General features: G+C 60.1%; 22 protein-coding genes. 14 read left to right on the top strand and 8 right to left on the bottom strand.

Annotated elements, in window-relative coordinates:
- Positions 1-66 precede the first annotated feature (66 nt).
- From serS to K3175_RS07275, 3 genes are all read left to right on the top strand, one after another.
- A complete protein-coding gene (gene serS, locus K3175_RS07285; protein WP_221542706.1) occupies positions 67-1344 on the top strand; it encodes a serine--tRNA ligase in 1278 nt (425 codons plus the stop codon).
- 128 nt (positions 1345-1472) lie between these two features.
- On the top strand, positions 1473-2237 hold the full coding sequence (gene surE / locus K3175_RS07280; RefSeq protein ID WP_221542705.1) for a 5'/3'-nucleotidase SurE: 765 nt from the start codon (positions 1473-1475) through the stop codon (positions 2235-2237).
- A gap of 43 nt (positions 2238-2280) precedes the next feature.
- Complete coding sequence (locus tag K3175_RS07275; RefSeq protein ID WP_221542704.1) at positions 2281-3408, top strand: potassium channel family protein; 1128 nt, start codon at positions 2281-2283, stop codon at positions 3406-3408.
- Positions 3409-3412: 4 nt separating this feature from the next.
- On the opposite strand, the gene K3175_RS07270 is transcribed toward K3175_RS07275, so the two are convergent.
- Positions 3413-3781: a DUF1761 domain-containing protein gene (locus K3175_RS07270; RefSeq protein ID WP_221542703.1), complete on the bottom strand. Its 369-nt coding sequence runs from the start codon at positions 3779-3781 to the stop codon at positions 3413-3415.
- A gap of 65 nt (positions 3782-3846) precedes the next feature.
- Here K3175_RS07270 and rimO point away from each other — a divergent pair, with 65 nt between their 5' ends.
- The 7 genes from rimO to eda all read left to right on the top strand — a co-directional run bounded on the left by rimO (position 3847) and on the right by eda (position 13774).
- Positions 3847-5220, top strand: a complete 1374-nt coding sequence (gene rimO / locus K3175_RS07265) for a 30S ribosomal protein S12 methylthiotransferase RimO (RefSeq protein WP_221542702.1) — start codon at positions 3847-3849, stop codon at positions 5218-5220.
- 249 nt (positions 5221-5469) lie between these two features.
- A complete protein-coding gene (locus tag K3175_RS07260; RefSeq protein ID WP_221542701.1) occupies positions 5470-7812 on the top strand; it encodes an EAL domain-containing protein in 2343 nt (780 codons plus the stop codon).
- Positions 7813-8024: 212 nt separating this feature from the next.
- Complete coding sequence (locus K3175_RS07255; protein ID WP_221542700.1) at positions 8025-8822, top strand: transglutaminase-like domain-containing protein; 798 nt, start codon at positions 8025-8027, stop codon at positions 8820-8822.
- Positions 8823-8930: 108 nt separating this feature from the next.
- Entirely contained in the window at positions 8931-10370 is a 1440-nt protein-coding gene (gene zwf, locus K3175_RS07250) for a glucose-6-phosphate dehydrogenase (RefSeq protein ID WP_221543167.1), read from the top strand.
- A complete protein-coding gene (gene edd / locus K3175_RS07245) occupies positions 10363-12177 on the top strand; it encodes a phosphogluconate dehydratase (RefSeq protein ID WP_221542699.1) in 1815 nt (604 codons plus the stop codon). The genes zwf and edd overlap by 8 nt, the downstream gene beginning before the upstream one ends.
- A 2-nt stretch (positions 12178-12179) precedes the next feature.
- Entirely contained in the window at positions 12180-13163 is a 984-nt protein-coding gene (glk, locus tag K3175_RS07240; protein ID WP_221542698.1) for a glucokinase, read from the top strand.
- Entirely contained in the window at positions 13160-13774 is a 615-nt protein-coding gene (gene eda / locus K3175_RS07235) for a bifunctional 4-hydroxy-2-oxoglutarate aldolase/2-dehydro-3-deoxy-phosphogluconate aldolase (RefSeq protein ID WP_221542697.1), read from the top strand. Before glk ends, eda begins: the two co-directional genes overlap by 4 nt.
- On the opposite strand, the gene tilS is transcribed toward eda, so the two are convergent.
- The 5 genes from tilS to K3175_RS07210 form a co-directional block, all read right to left on the bottom strand.
- Positions 13771-14754, bottom strand: a complete 984-nt coding sequence (gene tilS, locus K3175_RS07230) for a tRNA lysidine(34) synthetase TilS (RefSeq protein WP_221542696.1) — start codon at positions 14752-14754, stop codon at positions 13771-13773. The two genes, eda and tilS, sit on opposite strands and share 4 nt — an antisense overlap.
- Before the next feature lies 1 nt (position 14755).
- Entirely contained in the window at positions 14756-15655 is a 900-nt protein-coding gene (locus K3175_RS07225; RefSeq protein WP_221542695.1) for a tetratricopeptide repeat protein, read from the bottom strand.
- A 107-nt stretch (positions 15656-15762) separates the two neighbouring features.
- On the bottom strand, positions 15763-16599 hold the full coding sequence (locus tag K3175_RS07220) for a helix-turn-helix domain-containing protein (protein WP_221542694.1): 837 nt from the start codon (positions 16597-16599) through the stop codon (positions 15763-15765).
- A gap of 121 nt (positions 16600-16720) precedes the next feature.
- Positions 16721-18991, bottom strand: coding sequence for a phosphoenolpyruvate--protein phosphotransferase (gene ptsP / locus K3175_RS07215; protein ID WP_221542693.1), 2271 nt, complete (start codon positions 18989-18991; stop codon positions 16721-16723).
- An 86-nt stretch (positions 18992-19077) separates the two neighbouring features.
- The gene (locus K3175_RS07210) at positions 19078-19233 is read right to left on the bottom strand and encodes a YdcH family protein (protein WP_221542692.1); all 156 of its coding nucleotides are present in this window, start codon (positions 19231-19233) and stop codon (positions 19078-19080) included.
- Between the two features lie 147 nt (positions 19234-19380).
- On the opposite strand from K3175_RS07210, the gene K3175_RS07205 reads away from it, so the two are divergent.
- Together K3175_RS07205 and K3175_RS07200 are read left to right on the top strand one after the other, a co-directional pair.
- Complete coding sequence (locus tag K3175_RS07205) at positions 19381-19587, top strand: YdcH family protein (RefSeq protein WP_221542691.1); 207 nt, start codon at positions 19381-19383, stop codon at positions 19585-19587.
- 73 nt (positions 19588-19660) lie between these two features.
- The gene (locus tag K3175_RS07200; protein ID WP_221542690.1) at positions 19661-20173 is read left to right on the top strand and encodes a DUF1465 family protein; all 513 of its coding nucleotides are present in this window, start codon (positions 19661-19663) and stop codon (positions 20171-20173) included.
- On the opposite strand, the gene K3175_RS07195 is transcribed toward K3175_RS07200, so the two are convergent.
- A complete protein-coding gene (locus tag K3175_RS07195; protein WP_221542689.1) occupies positions 20146-21609 on the bottom strand; it encodes a glycerol kinase in 1464 nt (487 codons plus the stop codon). The genes K3175_RS07200 and K3175_RS07195 overlap by 28 nt on opposite strands.
- Before the next feature lie 116 nt (positions 21610-21725).
- On the opposite strand from K3175_RS07195, the gene K3175_RS07190 reads away from it, so the two are divergent.
- Positions 21726-22601: an MBL fold metallo-hydrolase gene (locus K3175_RS07190; RefSeq protein WP_221542688.1), complete on the top strand. Its 876-nt coding sequence runs from the start codon at positions 21726-21728 to the stop codon at positions 22599-22601.
- A 146-nt stretch (positions 22602-22747) separates the two neighbouring features.
- Positions 22748-23734, top strand: a complete 987-nt coding sequence (nadA, locus tag K3175_RS07185) for a quinolinate synthase NadA (protein WP_221542687.1) — start codon at positions 22748-22750, stop codon at positions 23732-23734.
- Here the strand turns inward: nadA and K3175_RS07180 are convergent.
- Positions 23731-24531: a Brp/Blh family beta-carotene 15,15'-dioxygenase gene (locus K3175_RS07180; RefSeq protein WP_221542686.1), complete on the bottom strand. Its 801-nt coding sequence runs from the start codon at positions 24529-24531 to the stop codon at positions 23731-23733. The genes nadA and K3175_RS07180 overlap by 4 nt on opposite strands.
- Positions 24532-24539 lie beyond the last annotated feature (8 nt).

Below are 24539 nucleotides of genomic sequence, written 5' to 3'. Positions count from 1 at the left end.
GTTCGCGATAGGTGCCGCAGCTTTCACCACTGGAAATACGCGGGCACAATCGGCATAGCCGCGCCCATGCACGACATCGCCTATATCCGAGCCAATCCCGAAGCCTTCGATGCCGCCATGATCCCGCGCGGCGCAGACCCTGTTGCGGGCCGCATCGTAGCGCTCGACGCCAAGAAGCGCGAGGCGCAGACCCGGGTTCAGGAAGCGCAAAGCCGCCGCAACGAAGCGTCCAAGGCGATCGGTCAGGCCATGGGCCAGGGCGACAAGGACAAGGCAGAGGCACTGAAGGCCGAAGTAGCCGAGATCAAGGCAAGCATGCCGCAGTGGGAAGAGGCCGAGCAGCAGGCCGGCGCAGAGCTCGACGATCTCCTCGCCCGCCTGCCCAATCTGCCGGCGGATGACGTGCCCGATGGCGCCGACGAGAACGACAATGTCGAAATCGCGGTCTGGGGCGAGAAACGCGACTTTGCTTTCGAGCCCAAAGAACATGCCGATATCGGCCCGGCGCTGGGCATGGAGTTCGAGACCGGCGCGAAGATTTCCGGCGCGCGCTTCACCTTCTTGCGCGGCGATATCGCCCGCTTGCACCGCGCGCTGGCGCAATTCATGCTCGACCGGCAAACGCGCGAAAACGGCTATACCGAGTGCAACCCGCCAGTACTGGTGAATGACGATGCCATGTATGGCACGGACAAGCTGCCCAAGTTCGCCGAAGACAGTTTTCGCACCACCGACGACCGCTGGCTTGTCCCCACCTCCGAAGTCCCCCTCACCTATTCGGTGGCAGGCGACATTCTCGGCGATCTGGCCGAACCGATCCGCATGACCGCGCATACGCTGTGTTTCCGCAGCGAGGCGGGCTCTGCCGGACGTGATACGCGCGGGTTCATCCGCCAGCACCAGTTCGAGAAGGTCGAACTGGTCAGCGTCTGCCGCCCCGAAGACAGCGAGGCGGAGCATGAGCGCATGACCGGATGCGCCGAAGGCATATTGCAGGCGCTGAACCTGCCCTATCGCAAGATGCTGCTGTGCGTCGGCGATATGGGTTTCGGCGCGCGCAAGACCTACGATCTGGAAGTCTGGCTGCCCGGCCAGGGGGCCTATCGCGAGATTTCCTCCTGCTCGAACACCGGCGAATTCCAGGCCCGGCGCATGAATGCGCGCTATCGCCCGGAAGGCGAGAAGAAGACCCGCTTCGTCCACACGCTCAATGGCTCTGGCCTCGCCGTGGGCCGGACACTGGTCGCGGTGATAGAGAATTACCAGAACGAGGATGGCAGCGTGACGGTGCCCGAATGCCTCGCGTCCTATATGGGCGGCGTAGAGGTACTGAGCCCTGCGTGAAATTCCGTTCGACCTGAGCTTGTCGAAGGGCCGTCCTTTACTTCTGGCCTTGCGCTGAAAAAGAAAAGCAGTGCTTCGACAGGCTCAGCACGAACGGTTTACGAGATTATTTCCGGAGAGGTAACAGCATGAAAATCCTCCTCACCAACGACGATGGCGTCCACGCCCCCGGTCTTAAAGTGCTCGAAGCCATCGCGCGCCAGTTTTCGGACGATATCTGGATCTGCGCGCCGGACGAGGAACAGTCCGGTATGGGCCATGCGCTCACCCTCACCCGGCCGGTTCGGCTGCGCAAGCATGGCGAACGGCGTTTCTCCGTCACCGGGACGCCCACCGATTCGGTGACGATGGGCCTCAGGCAGGTGATGGACGGCGCACCCGACGTGATCCTTTCGGGCGTCAATCGCGGCGCCAATCTGGGTGACGACATTACCTATTCGGGCACGGTGTCGGCGGCCATCGAAGGCGCACTGGCCGGTATCCGGTCCATCGCGATGAGCCAGGTGATCGGGCGCGACGATGCGGGGCACGACATGTCCTTTGCCGCTGCCGAGGCCTGGGGCGCCAAGGTGCTTGCCCCCCTGCTCGACACGCCGCTGCCCGCTCGCACGCTGGTCAATGTGAACTTTCCGCCGCGCGCACCCGAGGATATCAAGGGTATCCGCGCGGTGGCGCAGGGCTTTCACGACTACTCGCGCGGCACGGTGGTGGAAGGCCGCGATCCGCGCGGCTTCCGCTATTTCTGGTTCGGCCTGCAGGCGATCGAGCACACGCCCGATCACGGCACCGATCTGGAAGCCATCGCCGATGGCTATGTATCGGTTACCCCGCTGCAGCTGGATCTGACCCACCACGCTTCGCTCAAGGCGCTGGGCGAGCGGTACGAGGCCTGAGAATGCTTGACCGCACCCGCGCCCTCGCGCACCAAGGCTGCGCATGAGCGAGCGCAAGCAACTCGACCAGATCGCACCGGGAGGGGGAACGACGCGGGTCTATCGCGGGCCGCGCTTCCAGCCACTGCGCCGCGCGACCAAGATCCCCGTATGGGGCGATCTGGGTATCCGGCTCGGCCTTGCGCTGTTCCTGATCATGGTGGTCGTGATGATCCACTGGTGGGATCGCGAAGGGCTGGTCGACAATCTCGACGGCGAGGTGAGCTTCCTCGACGTGATCTATTTCACCATGATCTCGATCACCACCACGGGCTTTGGCGATATCGCGCCGATTTCCGATCGCGCCCGGCTGGTCGAGGCGGTGATCGTGACCCCGGTCCGGTTCGCCGTCCTGTTCATTTTCGTGGGCACCGCCTACAACTTCCTCATCAAGCGTAGCTGGGAAAAATTCCGCATGGCCCGCATCCAGGAACAACTGAAAAACCACATCATCGTGCTCGGCTACGGCATCTCCGGCTCCGAATCGGTGACCGAGCTGATCGAGCGCGGCACCGATCCCAGTACGATCGTGGTGATCGATCCCAGCGAAGAACGGCTGCATGCGGCCGAATCGCTGGGCTGCAACGTTATGGCAGCCGATGCCACGCGCGATGAAACGCTGAAGGCGGTGCGGATTTCCGAAGCGCAGAACGTGCTGATTTCCGCCGGCCGCGACGATACCACCATTCTGATCACGCTCACCGTACGTGCATTGGCGCCCCGCGTACCCATCAGCGTGGTGGTGCGTGCGGCCGACAATGAATCGCTGGCCCGGCAGGCCGGTGCCAACAATGTCATCAACCCGGTGCGCTTTACCGGCCTGCTGCTTGCCGGAAGCGCCAAGGGCGAACATATTGCCGATTATCTGGCCGATCTCGCCAGCGTTTCGGGCCGCGTCCAGCTGGTCGAACGCGAAGTGACGGAAGAAGAATGCGGCTGCGCGATCAGCGAATTGCGCACCGGCGGCCGGGGGCTGCGCGTCTATCGCGATGGCCGCGCGATCGGGTTCTGGGAAGACGAATGCCAGAACCTGCAGAAAGGCGACATCATCGTGGAGATCGTGGCCACGCCCAACGGCGAAAACAAGGGCGACGGCCATCGCCGCGACGATGAACTGCGCCAGGGCGCCTGATCGTTCAGCCCAGCAGCAGGAATACCCCGCCCATCGCCAGATAGGCGACAAGCCAGAAACCCCAATCGAACAGCGCGCGGCGAATGGGCTCCGCGCGGCGCACGGCGGTGATGACAATCGCCGGACCGATGAAGGTGAGCGCCAGTCCGCCCGCCATCATGAAATAAAGCCACCATTTGGTTTCCAGCGTCTCGCTGCCGACCCGTGCGAACATATGGCCCAGCATGGCGGCGCTGGCGAACATCAGCAGCGCGGCTAGTGCATGCAGAAGATAGGGCGGGCGCGGCGTCGATGCCCGGCCATAGAAAGCCACGCCCAGCAGCGCGGCGACGAACCATGCGGCCACAACCGCGATCCAGTTTACGGGTCCCATGCCGTGCCTCCTAGCGCGCAGGCCTCGCTTCGTGTAGGGGCGCGCGCGAATTTACGGACATTGCTATGAACACCTCCACCACCTCGATCCCCGACCAGAAGAAGGTCGGCATGGTTTCTCTCGGCTGCCCCAAGGCGCTGGTCGATAGCGAACGCATCCTCACGCGGCTGCGCGCCGATGGCTATGCGATGAGCCCCGATTATGCCGGCGCCGACGTGGTGCTGGTGAACACTTGCGGCTTTCTCGACAGCGCCAAGGAAGAGAGCCTGCAGGCGATCGGCGAGGCGATTGCAGAAAACGGGCGGGTGATCGTGACCGGCTGCATGGGCGACGAGGCCGAGGCCATTCGCGCCGCGCATCCCAGCGTGCTGGCCGTGACCGGAGCCCATCAGTACGAAGCCGTGGTGGAGGCCGTGCATGAACATGCGCCGCCGAGCCAGGGACCGTTCATCGATCTGATCCCGCAGCCCGATGTGAAGCTGACGCCGCGGCACTACAGCTATCTCAAGATTTCCGAAGGCTGCAATCACTCCTGCGCCTTTTGCATCATTCCCGATCTGCGCGGGAAGCTGGCCAGCCGCCGGATCGATGCCGTGCTGCGCGAGGCGGAGAAACTGGTCGCGGCGGGAACGAAGGAACTGCTGGTTATCAGCCAGGACACCAGCGCTTACGGCGTCGATACGCGCCACGAGAGCCGCGAATGGAAGGGCCGCGAAGTGCGCGCCCACATGACCGATCTCGCACGCGAGCTGGGCCAGCTCGACATCGGCGGCGGCGTGCCGCCCTGGGTGCGGCTGCATTATGTCTATCCCTATCCCCATGTCGATGCGGTCATCCCGCTGATGGCCGAGGGGCTGCTGACGCCCTATCTCGACATCCCCTTCCAGCACGCCAGCCCCAAGGTGCTGCGCGCCATGAAACGCCCGGCGAACGAGGCCAAGGTGCTCGAGCGGCTGAAGGGCTGGCGGGAAATCTGCCCCGAGATCGCGATCCGCTCGAGCTTCGTGGTCGGCTTTCCCGGCGAGACCGAGGACGATTTCAAATATCTGCTCGACTGGCTGGAAGAAGCGCAGCTCGACCGGGTGGGCGCGTTCCGTTTCGAACCGGTGGAAGGCGCGCAGGCCAACGCCCTGCCCGATCCTGTGCCCGAAGCGGTCAAGGAGGAACGCTATGCCCGGATCATGGAAGTGACCGAGCGGATCAGCGCCGCCAAGCTGCAGGCGCGGATCGGCAAGACCATTCCGGTGATCATCGACGAGGTAGGCGAACCGGACGAGGACGGCGATATCGGCGCCACGGGCCGCAGCCAGGCCGATGCGCCGGAGATCGACGGTGCGGTCTTTCTGCGCGATGTGCCGGCCACACTGGCCGCCGGGGATATCGTCTCCGCCGTGGTCGAGGATGGCGACGCGCACGATCTCTTTGCGGCTCCCGCCTGAGGATTTGGGTCTCCCGGCGCCCCTCGGCAGACCGCTCCGAAAAGGAAGTGATTTTCTATGCCGTTAATTTCGCGGGTAAAAGGCATTGCATTTCCGCGGGAATGGGGCTTTGCTCGGGCGAAGGATATGCGGAATTCTTCTCCTAACCAACTCTTAACCTCACTATTGCGAGGTTTACCTAGGGTCGCAGATGAAAACGGTAACTTCGTAGAAAGAATATTAAGTAGATCCGCTTCATAGGGGTGCGCGATGACGACCGTCCGCTCTTTGGACCGTTTGACACGGAAGCTGCGCCAGCCGTTGTCGCGGTTGCCCCTCGGCGCGGGGCAACGCATCAAGGATCTGCTGGTGAGCGCCCTTATCGCGTTCGTCCTTTTTGCGGGGCTGGTGCTGAGCCCGATCGATCAGCTGAGCTGGGTGGTCCAGTCCCGTCTGTCTACTCATGAACCTTCTGGCGATATTGTTTTCGTCAGCACGGACGCAGACATAACCCACAGCGCCCAGCCCGAAGGCAGGACACAACTCGCCGCAGCCTTGCACGCACTAGCAGATCGAGATGTGGCGAGAGTCTACATCGACCTTGCATTCCCCACACGTTCCACCGAGCAGGCTGATAGGGAGCTAGCTGATGCGATAGCGGCGCTAGGTACACGAGCCATACTGGTCGATCAGCTTGAGCGTAAAGTCACGTCCGGCGATCGCACGCTCCGGACCATGCCTGAGATCGGCGGGGATGCGCAGCGGGTTATTTCGCGAGACACTAGCAATTGGACAGGCTTTACGTGGACGCGCGACTACGCACACGAGGTAGATGGTAAGCGCCTACCCTCACTAGCCGCGTCTCTTGCAGGAATTGAAGACCTTCGTAACGGCGATTTCTGGATTGATTATGCTATAGATTCCCAAGACATAGTACACATAGAGCTATCAGATCTTCTCTCTGAACGAAGCAGTGAGCCAGTCGCTGGCCGGATAGTTGTTATAGGCAAAGAGGCCCGCATAACCCAGATCCGAACGCGAGCCCCGGGCAACTTTGTCGTACCTGAGACCTACATCGACATCTATGGCGCCGAAACCATCAAAACTGGTCAGCTTGAGTTCGTCGGAGGCTTTCAGGCTCTCGCTTTTTACTTCACTTTAGCGCTGCTTATCCTCCTTTTCATACGCGCAAAAACAACGCGGCGCGCAGCCTATCTACTGCTTGCACTTTCCCTCCCGCTTATCCTTTACATAGGTAATTTAGAGGGCTTCAGAGCGGAACTTTCGTATCCCACTGCATTACTAACGATCTTTGGGATGCTCCGTTCTCGCTCTCGCTGGAAGGACCGGCTTGCTCTGGTCGATGATGAGACAGGCCTCCCGAAATTGCGGGCGTTGGAAGTAGAACTTGCGAATGATACTGAGGCGCGCGGCCATATCGTCGTTGCGCGCATCCATGGCTACGAACATGTTTTTAAAACACTGCCCCGTATCGATCGGACGAAATACACCCTCAAATTGGTCGAGCGCCTACAAACGACGAATACAGATCGTATTCTTTATTCCGAAGGTCATCACATAGCTTGGCATACGACTGAAGATGATGTCGAGCAATTAGCCGACCATCTTGAGGGACTTAGAGCTCTTTTCGCTGCGCCGATCTATGTCGCTGGTTCATCTATCGATGTTGGCATTAGCTTCGGCGTAGCCAGCTTGGATGGCGATCCAGCTACCAGGCTTGCTGCGGCCGTAGCTGCAGCAGAAGAAAGCTCCGAAGCACTTCAACCAATCAAGATTGCGGAAAGCAATTCGCGATTCGATGAGTTGTGGGACCTCTCTTTGCGAGCCCGCATCGACGAAGCGATGGAGGCTGGAGAGATATTTTGCGTCTACCAGCCAAAGATTGATACGAGAAACGGCATGATGACCGGCGCCGAGGCTTTGGTGCGTTGGAAAGATCCGGTGCGCGGCTTTATCCCCCCAATGAATTTCATCGCTCAGTGCGAAAAGGCTGGGCGGATGGAGGCTCTCACGGAATTCGTTTTTCGTACGGCCTGTGCTGCAGGGCGCCTAATGCATTTCCGGGGTCGGTCACTTACTATGTCGATCAATATTTCGGCGACCTTGCTCTCGGACATGAGGGTGGTGGGCCTGATGCGAAACGCACTTCATGCAACAGGGTTCGATCCGCGCTTTCTGATTTTAGAAGTCACAGAGACCTCTCGTATCGGCGACCTTCAGACTGCTGAACTCGTACTGAGCGAGTTAAAATCTATGGGCGCCCGCATTTCCATCGACGATTTCGGAGTTGGCGAAACCAACTTCGAAACCTTCTTTGCCCTGCCTTTCGATGAGGTGAAGATAGATCGCTTGTTCGTCGCGAACATGGCGAGAAGTGAAAAGGCAAAGGCGATCGTAAGCAGCATTGTCGAAATGGGTAGAGAGGCACGAATCGGGATCGTGGCAGAAGGTGCCGAAGACTTGGAAACTGTGAAATTGCTCACCCAAATGGGTTGCACGCACGTACAGGGCTATATTCTAGCCCACCCAATGAGTCTAGAAGAAATAAATGAATTCAGTAGCTTAGAAGAAGCGGATTCTGCCAAGGCATAATTTTCACTTTACAAACATTGTTGGTTAAAAGAAAACCTCCTTGTGAACGCCACTAAGGAGGTTTTTATGTGGGACTTTTGGGGCTGGCTTTTAGGAAAATAAGCCCGTTTTTACCGCAATACTTGAAAGGGCTCCTTTTTTAGGAGCCCTTTTCATGCATTTTTTATTTTATTACTATTGAAACGTTTTTCGATTTAGGGCGTTTCGTTCAGATGGCCATTAATATCGAAACGAAATTTTCGTTCTCTCTTCCCGACATCACCGACGTATTGCTTCAGTTCGAGGCTGCGCACGTTCCGGAGCAGCGTATCCTTTCCTGCCACACGGAACTTTCCGTGGCGGAACATTGCGCTCGTGTCCCGGCACAGGACAGCATCGGCGAGCGGATCTGGATCAGGGCTGAAGGCGAGTTTTCCGTTTCGTATGTCGCACAGGTCGAAATCGATCGTCAGCTTGCCGATCTCAAGACGCTGAAGCGCCTCGCCCCGCACGACATGCCAGGCGAAGTGGTACAATACCTTTTCGACAGCCGTTACTGCGCAGCCGACACGCTGCAAACACTGGTGCAGGAAGAGTTCTCGGATACGACCGGCGGTGCGCGGATCGCTGCCATCCGCGATTGGATCGCGGACAAGTTCACTTATGCTGCCGGCGTATCGGGTCCGCAGACAACCGCTCTCGACAGTTTTGTTGCCCGGCAAGGCATTTGCCGGGATTACGCACACGTACTAATCGCCATGGCGCGCGCCAGCGCGATCCCGGCGCGTTATGTTGCCTGCTACGCGCCCGGTGTCGAACCGCCCGATTTTCACGCCATCGCCGAGGTCTTCCTGGGCGACCCAGAAACCGAGGGCGGAGGTACGTGGCAGATGGTCGATGCTACCGGCATGGCCGATCCAGCGCATACAGTGAAAATCGGTGTTGGCCGCGACGCGGCAGACGTAAGCTTTCTCACCAGCTTCGGGATGACCGACTTCGGCGACAAGCAGATAAGCGTTACTGCGGACTAGCCGCAGCTTGACCACGAATAGGAATGCGGCCCTCTGGCGCTCAAGGGAGGCGGCTGATACTCGGCAGAGTGTGGGAGGAAAGATGCCGATGGACGGTACATGCCCGAAATGAAGTTCGAAGCCGATCGCCTGCTCCTTTTCGGAGCGACCGGCGACCTGTCCCAGCGCATGCTGCTGCCATCGCTGTGCGCCCTGCATGCAGACGGGTTAATCGGCAAGGATCTGCGCATCGTGGCGACTGCTCGGTCGGAAATGACCACGAGAGAATTTCGCGATTTCGCGCGCGAAGCCTTGGAGAAATACCTTCCCAAGAACAGGCGCGGCCCGATGGCGGATTTCCTTAATCAGATCAGCTACGTTCCCGTCGATGCGACAACGCCGGAAGGATATGACGAACTCGCCAGGGAAGTCGGAAATTACAAAGGTCTGGCGATTTTCCTGTCCACCGCACCCAGCCTTTTTGAACCGACGATTTCGGGGCTGAAGCGGGTTGGCCTGACCAAGGGCAATGCGCGCATTGCCCTCGAAAAGCCGCTGGGCACAGATCTGGAAAGCAGCCGCGAAATCAATGATGCCGTCGCGCAGGCCTTCAATGAAGACCGCATCTTCCGCATTGACCACTATCTCGGCAAGGAGACAGTGCAGAATCTCCTGGCGCTCCGGTTCGCCAACATCCTGCTCGAGCCGGTGTGGAATTCCAACTACATCGAGCATGTCCAGATCACCGTGGCTGAAACGGTGGGTCTGGAATCGCGGGTTGCCTACTATGATGACAGCGGCGCCCTGCGCGACATGGTCCAGAACCATATGCTGCAACTCCTCGCTCTGGTGGCGATGGAGCCTCCTACCAGCTTCGATGCGACTGCTGTGCGCGATGAGAAGGTCAAGGTACTGCGAGCGTTGCGTCCGGCCAAGCCGGAAGAAGTGGTCACCGGCCAGTATCGCGCCGGCGCCCTCGACGGCAAAAGTGTCCCCGGCTATGACGAGGAACTGGGCAAGGATAGCGGCACCGAGACCTACGTCGCATTAAAGGCTCATGTCGACAACTGGCGCTGGCGCGGCGTGCCGTTCTACCTGCGTCACGGCAAGCGGATGCCGGAGCGAATCACGGAAATCGTGGTTCAGTTCCGCTGTATTCCGCATTCCATTTTCGAAGGTCGCGGCGCGCGCACCGAACCCAACCGGCTGGTTATCGAAATTCAACCCAAGGAAAATATCCAGCTTACTATGATGGCGAAAGTGCCTGGGCTGGGTAGCGAAGGCTTGCGCCTGCGCCCGGTGCCGCTGGATATCGCCATGCCCGATGCATTTTCGGACGTGGTGCGGCGGATTGCCTACGAACGCCTGTTGCTCGACCTCATCCACGGGGACCAGACGCTTTTCGTCCGGCGCGACGAGGTGGAGGCCCAGTGGGACTTCATCGATCACATTCGCAATCTGTGGGCGGAAAACGACATCCAGCCCAAAACCTACGCCGCAGGCACATGGGGGCCCAGTGCCGCCGTGGCGCTTGCCGAACGCGACGGGGTGACCTGGCACGATGACTAAACCGCTCAACGATACGATCCGCCGCGTGACCGAACGCGTTATCGAGAATTCGAAGCCCACGCGGTCCGCCTATCTCGACCTGATTGATCGCGAAGGCGAACGCCAGGTCAATCGCGGCACTATGTCGTGTTCCAACCTCGCGCATGCCTATGCCGGCGCAGAGGATGATCAGAAGGCCATCATGGCTGCGCGCGGACCCAATCTGGGCATCGTCACCGCATACAATGACATGCTTTCGGCCCATCAGCCTTATCATCGCTACCCGGAACGCATGAAGATCTGGGCCCGCGAAGTGGGCGCCACCGTCCAGGTAGCGGGGGGCACGCCTGCCATGTGCGATGGCGTCACGCAGGGCGAAGACGGCATGGAGCTCTCGCTCTTCAGCCGCGACACCATTGCCTTGTCGACCGTGGTTGCATTAAGCCATGCCATGTATGACGGCGTGGCCCTGCTCGGCATTTGCGACAAGATCGTGCCCGGCCTGTTGATGGGCGCACTTCGCTTCGGCCACCTGCCGGCCATCTTCGTGCCATCGGGCCCGATGGGAACCGGTATTTCCAACAAGGAAAAGCAGAAAACCCGCCAGCTTTATGCAGAAGGCAAGGTCGGACGCGAAGAACTGCTCGCGAGCGAAATGGGCAGCTATCATTCGCCTGGCACTTGCACCTTCTACGGCACAGCGAATTCCAACCAGATGATGATGGAGATGATGGGGCTCCACGTGCCAGGCGCGGCCTTCGTACCGCCCGGAGCCAAGCTGCGGCAGGAAGTCAGCCGTGCGGCCACCCATCGTCTCGCCGCCATGCGTAAGAGCGGAGACGATTATCGCCCGCTCGGCCGCGTGGTGGACGAAAAGGCGATCATCAACGCCGCGATCGGATTGCTTGCGACCGGCGGCTCGACAAATCATGCGATCCACATTCCGGCCATGGCCCGGGCGGCGGGTATCAAGTTCGACTGGACCGACCTTGCCGAACTGTCGCGCGCCGTACCACTGGTTGCCCGCGTCTATCCTAACGGCTCTGGCGATGTGAACCATTTCCACGACGCTGGCGGCATGGGCTATGTCATAGGCACCCTGCTCGACGAGGGTCTGGCCCACGCGGACATCCTCACCGTCTGGGAGGGCGGTTTCGAATCCTACAGCCGCGAACCCGGAATGGACGGCGATGCACTCGCCTGGCGCGACCCCGGGCCTAGCGGCGATCCGGAAATGTTGCGCCCGGCATCAGAACCATTCCAGAGCGATGGCGGCATGCGGCTCGTCGAAGGCAATCTCGGCCGCGCCTGTTTCAAGTCGTCAGCCGTCGAACGCGAGCGCTGGACGATCGAGGCGCCGTGCCGGGTATTCCAGGACCAGCGCAGCGTGAACGAGGCCTTTAAGAAAGGCGAACTCGATCGCGATGTGGTCGTCGTTGTCCGCTACCAGGGGCCGCGCGCCAACGGCATGCCGGAATTGCACAAGCTGACCCCTGCGCTCGGCGTGCTGCAGGACCGCGGCTACCGCGTCGCGCTTGTCACCGATGGGCGCATGTCAGGAGCCAGCGGCAAAGTGCCCTCTGCGATCCATTGTACGCCCGAGGCGCTCGGCGGTGGTCCGCTTTCGAAACTGCGTGACGGCGATATCGTTCGCGTATGCGCAGAAACTGGAACGCTTTCGACGACTGCCGATCTCGATGCACGCAGCCCGGCTGCTGAGCCTGAGGCCGACAGCGGTATGGGCCGAGAACTGTTTGCCATGTTCCGCCGGAATGCCGATGGAGCGGAACAGGGCGCATCCTCGATGCTGGCTATGGCAGGATTGTAAGAATGGAACTCGTAAGCGTCGATATCGGCGGCACCCATGCCCGTTTCGCGATCGCCACGATTGCTGAAGATGGCAGCATCACTCTGGGCGAACCCGAGACGATCCACACGGAGGATCACGCCAGCTTCCAGACTGCCTGGGAAGACTTTCGTGACCGGATGGGCGGCAGCCTGCCTCCGCGCGTCTCCATGGCCATCGCAGGGCCGGTTGGGGGAGAGGTCATCCGCTTTACCAACAATCCGTGGATCATTCGGCCCGCGCTTATCGGCGAGAAGCTAGGCTGCGACAGCTATTGCGTGGTCAACGACTTCGAAGCGGTTGCCCACGCGGTTGCTCGGGTAAGCGAAGACGAATTCATTCATCTTACCGGTCCGGACGAACCGCTCGCACCGACTGGCAGGCTCAGCGTCCTCGGCCCCGGAACCGGCCTCGGCGTAGCGCATCTCTACCGTGAGCCCGACGGGACCTATCGCGTGTCGGCAACAGAAGGGGGTCACATCGATTTCGCCCCGCTCGACACTATCGAGGACGCCATCCTCGCACGGCTGCGCAAGCGGCACACCCGGGTTTCCGTCGAACGCGTAGTGTCCGGGCCCGCCATTTCCGATATCTATCAGACCTTGGCCGCTATGGAGGGCAAGGCTGTTGCGGAAGAAGACGATATCGACATCTGGAAGCGCGGACAGGACGGCAGCGACAGCCTTGCCGCAGCGGCAGTCGACCGTTTCTGTCTTTCGCTTGGCAGCGTGGCAGGCGATATCGCTCTGGCACAGGGAGGATTTGGCGGCGTGGTGATTGCTGGCGGGCTTGGCTACCGCATTCGCCACACACTCCTCAAATCCGGGTTTGCCGAGCGCTTCCGCTCGAAAGGCCGCTTCCAGAGCCTGATGGCATCCATTCCCGTCAAGCTCATTACTCACCCCCAGCCTGGCCTGTTTGGCGCTGCTGCGGCATATGCATCCGAACACGGGATCTCCGAAGAATGACCACCATCGCCGAAATCATGCAGACTGCTCCGGTCATTCCAGTCATCGTCGTGGACGACGTGGAACATGCCGTACCGCTGGCCCGCGGGCTGGTGGCGGGTGGGCTTCGCGTCCTTGAGGTGACACTGCGCACTTCCGCCGCGCTGGATGCGATCCGCGCCATGAAGCTGGTAGAGGGCGCCATCGTCGGTGCGGGCACGGTGACCAATCAGCACGAACTGGCCGATGCAATCGACGCTGGCAGCGAATTTATAGTGTCACCGGGCCTCACCGAAAGCCTCGGCAAGGCGGCCATCCGTGACGAGATTCCATTCCTCCCTGGTATCGCCAATGCCAGCGATATCATGCGCGGGCTCGACCTCGGGCTTACGCATTTCAAGTTTTTTCCCGCCATGGCAGCAGGGGGATTGCCCGCACTTAAAGCGCTGGCGGCTCCATTCGGCCAATGCCGTTTTTGCCCTACCGGGGGCATAACGTTGGAAAATGCGCCCGACTGGCTCTCATTTGACCCAGTGCTGTGCGTCGGTGGAAGCTGGGTTGCGCCACGTGGCCCTGTGGACGAACACCAGGTAGAAGAAATCGCTCGCCAGGCGGCGGGCATGCGCCGCTAAGACGTTCGCCGGGTATTTTCGCGGCGGAACGTCCACACTGTTTCGCCGCCGCGATTGAGAACTTCGGCTTGAAGACCGCCGATATTGGTTTTCAATTCCCGTGAGAGATTGGTGGCCAAGCCTGAACCTACCCGCTGGTTAACCTGAAGTCCGAAAAGTCCGAAGATTGATCGGATCACTCCGCCCTGAATGAGTGATGCGGCCGCACCATTCTGTTGGATGCTGTAACGAGCTTCTTCGCCATCGAAACTTACATGATCAGAGAATTCGCGATGGATCAGGTCCCGGATGATCGCATCTGCAGCCGCCAGATGCTGCGCGCTGCGGCCGAGTGCATCCAGATCTATCCAGTCACACCGAGCAAGATTTTCACGCATCCGCACACGGTCGAAATCGGTGTTACTATTGGACGGGTCCTGGATAGCTTCCCAACCAGAAGTCTTTACAATTCTCGCCAGTTCTTCACGCTTCCATGCCAGCAAGGGACGAACGAGGGAGATTGACGTTTCTGGCACATTGGAAAGAGCGCGGATCGACGCCAAGCCTCCAAGACCACTGCCCCGGTTAAGGCGCATGAAAAAAGTCTCAGCCTGATCGTCGAGTTGATGTGCCGTTGCCAGCCCGCTCAGACCACGCTCCTCACACCAAGCAGCAAGAACGCGATATCGGGCCGCTCTCGCCTGAGATTGCAAATTGCCGTCCGGCACCTTCACTTTCAAGATGCGATGCGGCACATCAATTTGGGCGCAATAGCGTGACGCCAACTCGGCCTCTTCGGCACTCCCTTCCCTTAATTGGTGGTCGACCGTGGCAGCTTCCACGCGTCCAGGCAGCGCCCCTTGGGCTAGCAAAAGGAGCGCGAGACTGTCTCCTCCGCCTGAAAGCGCGATACCGAGTTTATCCGCTCCAGCCTTGAGCTGCGGCCTGAGAGTGAAGAGGTCGGCCCGGAACCGATCCAGCAGTTCCGGAGCAACCGGCATACTAGCTACACTTCACCTTGCTACGCGCCGTCGCGTAGTCGGACTGGAGGCGGCCAGACGCCAGCGCCGGATAAGTCTCGCCAAATTCCGATAGGGCAATGCACGCGCGTTTCGTATCCTTGAGCGCGATCATGGATTCGGCCAGATACAGCAGGCTATCGCCAGCCCGTGCCCCATTCTTATCAGCCTGATAATTCTTCAGAAACCACGGCGCGGCCTCGCTCGGCTTGTCGTCATCGAGATAGGCGCGGCCGAGAAGGTTGCGGCCATAACTCGTACGGGCATGGCTGGGATACTTCTCGACAAACATGGTCAGCTGCTGCTGTGCCTCAGGGAAGAAACCAGCATCCCACAGTCGGAACCCATAGGAATACTCGTCGTCTCCGGCATCGCCCGTCTGCGGCTTCGCGATGGCTTGAACCGCTGAGACACGCGCGGGATCGGGCCTGGCGGCCGCTGGAGCCGGGCTAGCAGTAGGTACGCTCGAGCTTGGAGCGGAAGACGTTTCCGTAGAAGGTGCACTGACCCCTTGGGCGTTGGACCGTTCGATCTTCTCGATGCGTTCTTCGAGCAAACGAATAGCGTTGGTTCCGACCTCATATTGCGCGGTCAGACGCTGCAATTGACTTTCCAACGCATCGAGACGCGCAAGAATATCCGTCACCGCAGTTGTGGAAGGAGCAGCTGTCGTGGGAGCCGCAGCTGGCTGACCGGTAATTTCCGGTTCGAAATACCGGCCGTCGCCGCCAGGAAAGACCTTACGCTGCAACGCGCGAACTTCAGCTTCGAGTTTGCGAATGCGCGTTTCGTCATTGTCTTGAGCGATGGCGGGCATTGAAGTGGCCACGAGGGCCATGCCGATGGTCCCGAGGCCGAGGACTCGTGCGCTGCGTACGATCATGAAGATTCAAACTCCCTGTGGAGATTCATTGGATAAAAGTGCCGTAGCGACCCGAAACTGTCGAGAGGATTAAAGCGCAGGTCCACCGTCGAGGCGTAAGATGTAGATCAGGTCGCAGATTGTGAATTCGCGCTCGCTTGCTCAGCTTCCGACCCATTTTCACGCGCCAGAAGAGCTTCAGCTGTGACCGGCACATCCTTCACTACCGTATCCTCTTCGCTGAGCTTGGGAACAGTGCGGCCACCCACGGTTATCGCCAAGGCATACGGCCTGCCGGTCCAGACCTGTGGTCCTTCCGCATCTTCCGGAATGGTGAAACTATCGCCCTCCGCCATCTGCGCTTCATAAAGACGCTCGCCACTCGCGTCGTAGAATTTCACCCAGGTGCCATCCATCTCGCTCGTAAAGACAACAGGACCGCTTGCAGGTTCGGGCTTGGCAGCGACCGGCTGCCGCGGCTCTGCAGTACTGGCCATCTGTTCGCTTGGATCCTGAAGCGGTGCCGGCCCCAGCCCCGGGGCAAAATAGCTGGAGTAGAATGCGTAAATTCCACCCAGAAGCAAAACGGCTGCCAAAGCCGCGAACCATGCGAGCCCTCGGCCCGGCACGCGCTCTGGATCCCCCGCCTCGAATTTTGTCGGCTTGTCTTCGGCGTTCGCCGTTCCTTCTGCAAGCTCGGCGCGAACCTGATCCAGCGCCTCTTTCTCGTCGAGGCCGAGCAGGCGCGCATAGGTCCGGGTAAAGCCGATTGCGTAAGTCCGAGATGGAAGAGCAGCGAAATCGCCAGCTTCAATACTTTCCAGATGGCGAAGAGGAATTCTGGTTTCGGCCGCGACCTGGTCAATCTCCAGACCCTTCACCTGACGCGTTTCGCGGAGCCGTTCTCCCACCGGCTTGGATGGGGCTGCGGCAGAATGCGCGGTTACGTCTTCTTGTTCTTCCATGAATTTCCCGAACTTATCGAACCCTGAAGCGGCTTAGAAGAAGCGCGCCGGTCTAGTGTCAACCATAGCAGGCTGCGCGCTTCAAAGGAAATAGACAGATCGCCCATTTAACGGGATCAAATCAGTCAATCTCTATACCGTTATTCTGTGCCCATACCGCGATCGCCGCGCGCATGTCCGGCGGGGGGCGCAACAACCATTGCTGCATCTGCTGCGTCAACTCGGGTAGGGAGACTTTTCGCACCAATTCCTTGATCGGCCCTACAGCGGCGGGCGTGATGGAAAAGCGGGTGTAGCCAAGTCCCATAAGCGCCAGTGCTTCCAGCCTTCTTCCACCCATTTCGCCGCAAACACCGATCCGAACCGGACTGCCCACCATCTGCTTCGCCAGACGGGCCATGAAGCGCAAAATCGCAGGACTCAGCCAATCGTATCGTTCGGCCAACTTGGGGTTGGCGCGATCGGCGGCGAAAAGGAACTGCGTCAGATCGTTCGTGCCGACCGAGATGAAGGACAGCTTGGGCAAGAGGACGTCAAGCACCTCTGCCAGCGATGGCACTTCCAGCATGCAGCCATATTCGATCGTCTCGGGAAGCACGCGGCGGCGATCTCTCATGAAGTCGGCCTGCTCCTCGAAGATCGCTTTTGCCGCATCGAATTCCCACGGTTCGGAGACCATCGGGAACATTACGGAAAGCTGCCGCCCGGCGGCTGCTTCGAGAAGGGCCCGTGCCTGAGCCTTCAGCAGTCCTTCGCGTTCGAGCGATAGGCGGAGCGCACGCCAGCCCATTGCCGGGTTTTCGTCCTTCTCCGCGATGTCGTTGGCGAGGTAAGGGACCGCCTTGTCGCCGCCGATATCGACCGTACGGAAGATGACCGGCTTTCCATCGGCAGCGTCCAGAACGTCGCGGTATAGGCGCATCTGTCGTTCACGTGCGGGCAGAGTCGAAGAAACGAGAAACTGGAACTCCGTGCGGAACAGTCCGATTCCGTCGGCGCCGGTAAGTTGCAAGGCGCTGACATCGTCCCGCAAACCTGCATTCATCATTACGATTATGCGGGTGCCATCTCGTGTGAAAGGCTCCACGTCGCGCAGTTCGGCATAGGCAGCCGCCCGCTCCTTGCTCCGTGCAAAACGGGCATCGAATGCTTCGCGGAGCTGCTGCGAAGGCCGCAGCGTAACCGTGCCCAGATCGGCATCCACCAGGACCTCGTCGCCTTCGGATACGTGGCTGCGCACACGCGGTACCCGCCCTAGAACGGGAACGCCCATGGCACGCGCTACGATAACCACATGCGCGGTTAGCGACCCTTCCTCCAGCACCACGCCCTTCAGCCGCCGCCGATCGTATTCGAGCAATTCGGCCGGGCCCAGATTGCGTGCGAAGAGGATCGAATCCCGGCGCAGACCCTGGGTTGCGGCTGTACCGAGCTGACCTGACACAATGCGGAGAAGACGGTTCGAAAGGTCTTCAAGATCATGCATACGATCCGCCAGCAGCGGGTCGTCGATTTCGCGCATCCGCATGCGGGTTCGCTGCTGGACGCGCTCGATGGCAGCCTCTGCGGTGAGCCCGCTGTCGATCGCCTCGTTGATGCGGCGGCTCCAGCCTTCATCGTAGGCGAACATCTTGTAGGTCTCGAGCACCTCGACATGCTCGCCGCCCTTCCCGAATTCCGGTTCCCGCCCCATTGCATCGATCTGGTCGCGCATCTTGTCGAAGGCGCGGTAGACCCGCTGGCGTTCCGCCTCGACGTCTTCGGCCATGACCTGGTCGATCTCGACCCGTGGTTGATGGAAGACAGCCTGCCCGGCCGCCAACCCCTTGACCAAAGTCAGCCCTTCGAGAACGTCGCATTCGGTCGGTGCTTCGCCGAGATCGATCGTGTTCTCGTCATCGACGAGTTCCTTGTGCGCAATCAATTCGGAGAGGACCATCGCGGTGGTCTGCAGAGCCTCGATCTCGACATCCTCGTAGCGCCGGGGTTCGACATGCTGGACGCACAGCACCCCAACGGCTCGCTCACGATAGACAATGGGGACACCCGCGAAGGAATGGAATTTGTCCTCCCCGGTTTCAGGACGATAGAGAAAGTCCGGGTGAGCCTTGGCTTCTGCAAGGTTCAGAGTTTCGATGTTCTTGGCGATCGTCCCGGTCAGACCCTCGCCTACTCCCATTCGCGTCACATGGACGGCATCGGGATTGAGGCCGTGGGTAGCATAGAGCTCGAGTTCTCCATCGCGCAGCAGGTAAATCGAACAGACTTCGCTGGTAAGACTGTCCGCGATAATGTCGACAACACGATCGAGCTTATGCTGGGCATGATGGCGTCCGGCCATGACCTCGTGCAGTTGCGTGAGGATCTGGCGGGCGGAAGCTGCTGCTGACATGGCTTGCAGCTATAGCAAAAAACAGGAGCGGCGAAAGCGGGGCGCGCAAGTATAAACCTGCGACCCCGCAAACACGCAGGCGCCGATCAGTTCGCGGCGATTTCTTCCTTGATCCTAAGCTTCTGCTTCTTGAGTTGCTGGATCATCGCGATGTCGGGCGAGGGCCGCGCCTGTTCGTCGTGCAACCTCGATTCCAATCCAGCATGCTTGGCCTTGAGTGCGGCGACATGGGATGATTGCATAGGACTGGCTCCTTCTAGAGTTAAACCCCCAAAAGCGACTCGTACCGGGCGGCACGAGCCGCGATCGATGATCAAAACACAGCTTGATGAATTTACAAACCCCCTCCGAAGGGCCATGCGGCAGAACGAGAGACGGGAACGACGACAGTGAACGAACAGGAATTACGCAAGCGCCTGGAATCGCTCAGGGTTGAGCATCGGGACCTGGATGTGGCGATCTCTGCGCTGAGCGAAGCGGGAGAAAACGGATCGGTCGATCAATTGCAAATCGCCCGCCTCAAAAAGCGCAAACTTCAACTGAAGGATCGCATCTCCGCGATCGAGGACAATCTGATCCCCGACATCATCGCCTGACCGCGTTTCAATCCGGGACATGGCGAAACGAAAAGCTTCGCGCTTCGGATAATCCAATAGTCACCCGACTGTCATGGTCGCGCGAACAACCATTCAGGAACAAGTCGTCGAAGAGCTCTACGCACACGCGCTCGAGCTGGCCGACGAAGCGCGCGCCGTTTTCGACCTGCGCGACGCCGCTCTTGTGACAGAAACCTCCGATCGCTGGCGCATCGCCATGTCAATCGAAGGACTCCGCACGACTACCCGGGTCATGCATGTGCTTGCCTGGCTGCTCAACCAACGCGCCTATTATGCCGGCGAGCTTTCAAAGCTGCAGCTCCTGCGAGATGGCGCTCTTGGTGAAGACCGCCCTTCCGACCCCCACAATCTGGCGCTTTTCCAAAGCGGCACGCAGGCCCTTATCCGAGCATCCCAGTATCTTCATGCACGCGTACGGCGGCTGGATGATGAGCAGCGCCGAACAGCCGCGCACAATGCGGATGCCGTGCACAGTATGCATGGGCGGATCGCAAAGGCTTTTGGCGCCGAATCAGATAGCGGTTGCATGGAGCAAATTCAGGCGACCGAAAGAGCTTTGAAGTAACGCGTCAGACGGGCTTCTCTCGTCTCAGCCGAAATGTTCGGAATGAAAATTTGCGTTGCCCCCCGCATCGCTTCGGCGGCTTCTTCCAATGTGGCGTAAAGCCCGGCCCCCACGCTCGCACAAATAGCCGCGCCCAAAGCGGTTGTTTCCACAAATTCGGGCCGTTCGACCTCGAGATCGAGAATATCCGCCAGATCCTGCGCCATCCAGTCGTTGGCGCTCATCCCGCCATCTATGCGCAAACTGGTCCAGGGCGCATCGTCGCCAGTAAAAGCAGAAGCTAGATCGCAGGTCTGGTGCGCCATCGCTTCCAGTGCAGCGCGGGCGATCTGTGCCCGTCCGCTTGCGAAGCTTAGGCCGGAAATGACACCCCGCGCATCCGGTTTCCAGTGCGGCGCCCCAAGCCCCGCAAGCGCCGGCACGATGACGACCTCGCCGCTGTCTCCAATAGATCGTGCAAGTTCTTCGGTTTCTGCCGCGCTCTTGATGAGGCCAAGCTGGTCGCGAAGATATTGAATGAGACTGCCGGCGACAAAGCACGAACCTTCGAGCGCGTAAGTGCGATTGCCATCCGTCTGCGACAAGACCGTACCCAGCAAACGGTGATTTGAATGGGGTACGTCCCGCCCCTTGTTCGTCAGCACAAAGGCACCAGTGCCGTAGGTAGCCTTGGTTTGCCCGAAGGCCAGGCATCCCTGCCCGATCGTCGCGGATTGCTGGTCTCCGACCAGCCCGCAGATGGGAATTGCCGTGCCGAGCCAATCCGCCTCGCAGGTCGCCAGTTTTCCTTGGGTATCGACGACCTCCGGTAGCGCGTGCCTGGCAATTCCGAAGAGATCGCATAAGCCAGCGTCGAACTGCGCACCGTCCAGCGGTAATAACAAAGTCCGGCTCGCATTGCTGGCGTCCGAGATATGGTGGCCGCCGGAAAGTTTGAAGACCAGCCAGCTCTCCACCGTTCCGAAGGCCAGCGTGCCGCTTTGCGCGGCAGCACCCACGGCCTCTTCATGATGCAGCATCCAGCGCATTTTCGTGCCGGAGAAATAAGGATCGAGCAGAAGTCCAGTACGTTCGTGCACGATATCCTCATGACCTTCCTCATGAAGCTGCCGACAGAAGTCAGCAGTACGCCGGTCTTGCCAGACTATGGCGCGGGCCAGCGGCTCGCCCGAATTGCGATCCCAGGCGACAACGGTTTCGCGCTGGTTGGTAATGCCAATGGCGGCGATATCGCCTGCATCATCGCCCGCGACATCGCGCATGCACTGGAGGGTCTTCGACCAAATTTCCGCCGCATCGTGTTCTACCCAGCCGGGGCGTGGATAATGCTGCGTCAGATCCGCCTGCGAAACGCGTTCCATGCGCCCCTCGTGATCGAAGATCATCGCTCTGGTCGAGGTCGTCCCCGCGTCGAGGACCAGAATTTTCGCTCCCATGCCTTCCTTGTGCCGTCCGCAGGAAGCGAAGTCGAGTGGCGACAGCCATCACGTGAGGCGGATTGGCATCGAAGCGGCGCGTTGCATCCCCTCCTGCCGACCGGCTAAGGAAAGATATGGCAGGTCTTCCCCCCAAACCATGGCCCACCGGCGACGCGATACAGCTCGAACCGCTCGTGCGCCGCGTGCTCGCGCCGAATCCGTCACCCTACACCTATACCGGGACGCAGAGTTATGTCGTCGGGCTCGGAGGCGGCTGCGCGGTCATCGATCCCGGGCCGGACGAGCGGGAACACTTGCTCGCTCTCGATGCCGCCATCGGTGACGAACACGTTGCTGCGATCATGTGCACACACACGCACCGCGATCATTCGCCCGCCGCGAAAAGCCTAGCGAAGAGAACCGGAGCGCCCATCGTGGGCTGCGCGCCGCTGGTGCTGAATGACAGTGGGCCGCGTGCCGATGCCAGTTTCGACCGGACCTATGAGCCCGACCGGGTGCTGGAAGACGGTGAAGCCATGACCGGTCCGGGCTGGACTTTGCGAGCCGTGGCCACGCCGGGCCACGTGTCAAATCACCTGTGCTTTGCCCTCGAAGAAAGCGGAGCGCTATTCACGGGTGATCACGTGATGGGCTGGTCGACCAGCGTGGTGGTCCCACCCGATGGGGATATGGCGAAATATATGGCGAGCTTGGAAAAACTTTACGCCCGCGAACAGGACCGCATCTATTATCCGGCCCATGGCGAAGCGATCGAGAAGCCGCGTCAACTGGTCCGGGGCATGATCGGCCATCGTCGCCAGCGGGAAAACCAGATCATGCGGCATCTGCGCGAAGGCCCTCACAAAGCCGCCGATTTCGTCCCGAAAATGTATAAGGGGCTGGACGAAAAGCTTCACGGCGCGGCCAAGATGTCCGTCACCGCGCACCTTATCGATCTGGAGCAGCGCGGTCTGGTTAGCCGTGACGGAGACGAGTGGATCGCAGTCTGATTTTCATCTGAGAGCCAGCGGATTCGATGATTACCGATCGCGCGGCCGCCAATTTTTCCGGATGCGCTGCTGAGAAGGAACCCCCTCGCCTCGCTGCCCGTTCGCTCTATAAGCGCCCATAAAGCAATTCAGACGAGACACGACACATGACCGCCGAAACACAAATGCCCACCGGCCAGGACCTGCTCAGCGAGATCGACCGCCTCCGCAAGGAAAAGAATGCGATCATCCTCGCACATTATTACCAGAGCGCGCAGATACAGGACCTTGCCGATTTCGTGGGAGACAGTCTGGAACTTTCCCGCAAGGCTGCCGAAACCGATGCGGATGTGATCGCCTTCTGCGGCGTGAAGTTCATGGCCGATACGGCCAAGATCCTGAGCCCCGAAAAGATCGTCGTCCTGCCTGACATGGATGCGGGCTGCAGCCTGGAAGACAGCTGTCCGCCTGAAAAATTCAAGGCATTCCGGGAAAAGCACCCGGATCACATCGCGCTGACCTACATCAATTGCTCCACCGAGGTGAAAGCGCTCAGCGACATCATCGTCACGTCGTCGAGCGCGGAGACGATCATCAGCCAGATCCCCGAAGATCAGAAAATCATCTTCGGCCCCGACCGTCACCTGGGCGGGTACATGAGCCGGAAGTTCAACCGTGAAATGCTGCTGTGGCCGGGCGTCTGCATCGTGCATGAAGCGTTCAGTGAGACGGAGCTGCTGAAACTCAAGCAGCAGCACCCTGACGCCCCGATTGCCGCGCATCCCGAATGTCCGCCGACCATCGTCGACCATGCCGATTACGTAGGCTCGACCAGCGGCATTCTCCAATTCGCGGAGACTTTCGAAGGCGACACGCTGATTGTTGCGACAGAGCCGCACATCATCCACCAGATGGAAAAGGCACTGCCTGAAAAGACCTTCATCGGGGCGCCCGGCGCGGATGGAAACTGCAGCTGCAATATCTGCCCCTACATGGCTCTGAATACGCTCGAGAAACTCTATAAATGTCTCGATACGCTGGAGCCGCGGATCGAGATCGAGGAAGGTTTGCGGCTGCAGGCAAAGCAGAGCCTGGACCGGATGCTGGAAATGGCCAGCGGAACCATCGGCCAGGGCGATCTGGGCCGCGTCTAACGCTCCAGCCGCTCGGTCAGCATGTGCGGCGTGGCCATGCCGAATGCGAGCGCCACGGCGATCTGTGTCGGCAAATCTCCCAGAAAGGCCGCTATTGCCAAGGCCACGGCGCCAAGGGTGGCAATGGCGGTCGGGAGAGCGACGGCACGCAGGACGCGGTGCATGCCGTAAGCGGCGATCTGTCGCTCCTGCACCGGCATAGCATGCGCGATCAGGAAGATCAGACCCACTGCCAGTACGGGCTGCAGGAAGGCGGTCGAAAGGCCGGCCACTACCGCGTGACCGAAGCCGCGCCGCCCCTTGATGAAAGCATATAGCGCGAAGCCGGTGCCGCCGATCCCCGCCAGCGCCAGAAAGCGCAGGAAATTGACCGGCAGGTCTTCGCCCGTCACGAAGCTCAGCACTTCGGCGGTCTCGTTCGCGCGAAACAGCGCGCTGCCGCCTACCGCCAGCCCTGCGATCGCAATGCGCGTTGTCTGGTCAAACCGGCAGTCGCTGCGCGAGAAGTGCCAGGCGGAAAGGGCAAAGAAGAGCGCCAGCCCGCCCAGCGGTTCGATGAGAAACAGCCCAGCCACCGCTGCGCCGATGACGACATAGGCAGCGGCGTGAACGAGCGTGAAAGACGCGAGCGTATCTTCCTGCTCGTCGCCGGCACCGTGCGAAAGGCCGAGCACGAAAAGCACAAGACCGAGGCAGATGGCGAAATCCTCGCCCGCAAACTGGGCGATGACGGCCAAGGCGACCACCACCCACGAGAAAAGGGCCCCGGCATTGTGCCAGGGCCCTCTCTTGTTCAAGGCGGTAG

This window comes from Qipengyuania aestuarii (genome assembly GCF_019711535.1).
Taxonomy (GTDB): Bacteria; Pseudomonadota; Alphaproteobacteria; order Sphingomonadales; family Sphingomonadaceae; genus Qipengyuania; species Qipengyuania aestuarii.
The sequence above is the reverse complement of the archived record's forward strand: the minus strand, read 5'-3'. Positions and strand labels throughout refer to the sequence as shown.

Coding starts and splice junctions, on each gene's coding strand:
- K3175_RS07220 (WP_221542694.1), bottom strand. CDS start 16,599: ATGGAAGAACAAGAAGACGTAACCGCGCATTCTGCCGCAGCCCCATCC.
- surE (WP_221542705.1), top strand. CDS start 1,473: ATGAAAATCCTCCTCACCAACGACGATGGCGTCCACGCCCCCGGTCTT.
- rimO (WP_221542702.1), top strand. CDS start 3,847: ATGAACACCTCCACCACCTCGATCCCCGACCAGAAGAAGGTCGGCATG.
- nadA (WP_221542687.1), top strand. CDS start 22,748: ATGACCGCCGAAACACAAATGCCCACCGGCCAGGACCTGCTCAGCGAG.
- K3175_RS07210 (WP_221542692.1), bottom strand. CDS start 19,233: ATGCAATCATCCCATGTCGCCGCACTCAAGGCCAAGCATGCTGGATTG.
- K3175_RS07270 (WP_221542703.1), bottom strand. CDS start 3,781: ATGGGACCCGTAAACTGGATCGCGGTTGTGGCCGCATGGTTCGTCGCC.
- serS (WP_221542706.1), top strand. CDS start 67: ATGCACGACATCGCCTATATCCGAGCCAATCCCGAAGCCTTCGATGCC.
- K3175_RS07255 (WP_221542700.1), top strand. CDS start 8,025: ATGGCCATTAATATCGAAACGAAATTTTCGTTCTCTCTTCCCGACATC.
- glk (WP_221542698.1), top strand. CDS start 12,180: ATGGAACTCGTAAGCGTCGATATCGGCGGCACCCATGCCCGTTTCGCG.
- edd (WP_221542699.1), top strand. CDS start 10,363: ATGACTAAACCGCTCAACGATACGATCCGCCGCGTGACCGAACGCGTT.
- K3175_RS07190 (WP_221542688.1), top strand. CDS start 21,726: ATGGCAGGTCTTCCCCCCAAACCATGGCCCACCGGCGACGCGATACAG.
- K3175_RS07200 (WP_221542690.1), top strand. CDS start 19,661: ATGGTCGCGCGAACAACCATTCAGGAACAAGTCGTCGAAGAGCTCTAC.
- ptsP (WP_221542693.1), bottom strand. CDS start 18,991: ATGTCAGCAGCAGCTTCCGCCCGCCAGATCCTCACGCAACTGCACGAG.
- K3175_RS07260 (WP_221542701.1), top strand. CDS start 5,470: ATGACGACCGTCCGCTCTTTGGACCGTTTGACACGGAAGCTGCGCCAG.
- K3175_RS07225 (WP_221542695.1), bottom strand. CDS start 15,655: ATGATCGTACGCAGCGCACGAGTCCTCGGCCTCGGGACCATCGGCATG.
- K3175_RS07195 (WP_221542689.1), bottom strand. CDS start 21,609: ATGGGAGCGAAAATTCTGGTCCTCGACGCGGGGACGACCTCGACCAGA.
- eda (WP_221542697.1), top strand. CDS start 13,160: ATGACCACCATCGCCGAAATCATGCAGACTGCTCCGGTCATTCCAGTC.
- zwf (WP_221543167.1), top strand. CDS start 8,931: ATGAAGTTCGAAGCCGATCGCCTGCTCCTTTTCGGAGCGACCGGCGAC.
- tilS (WP_221542696.1), bottom strand. CDS start 14,754: ATGCCGGTTGCTCCGGAACTGCTGGATCGGTTCCGGGCCGACCTCTTC.
- K3175_RS07275 (WP_221542704.1), top strand. CDS start 2,281: ATGAGCGAGCGCAAGCAACTCGACCAGATCGCACCGGGAGGGGGAACG.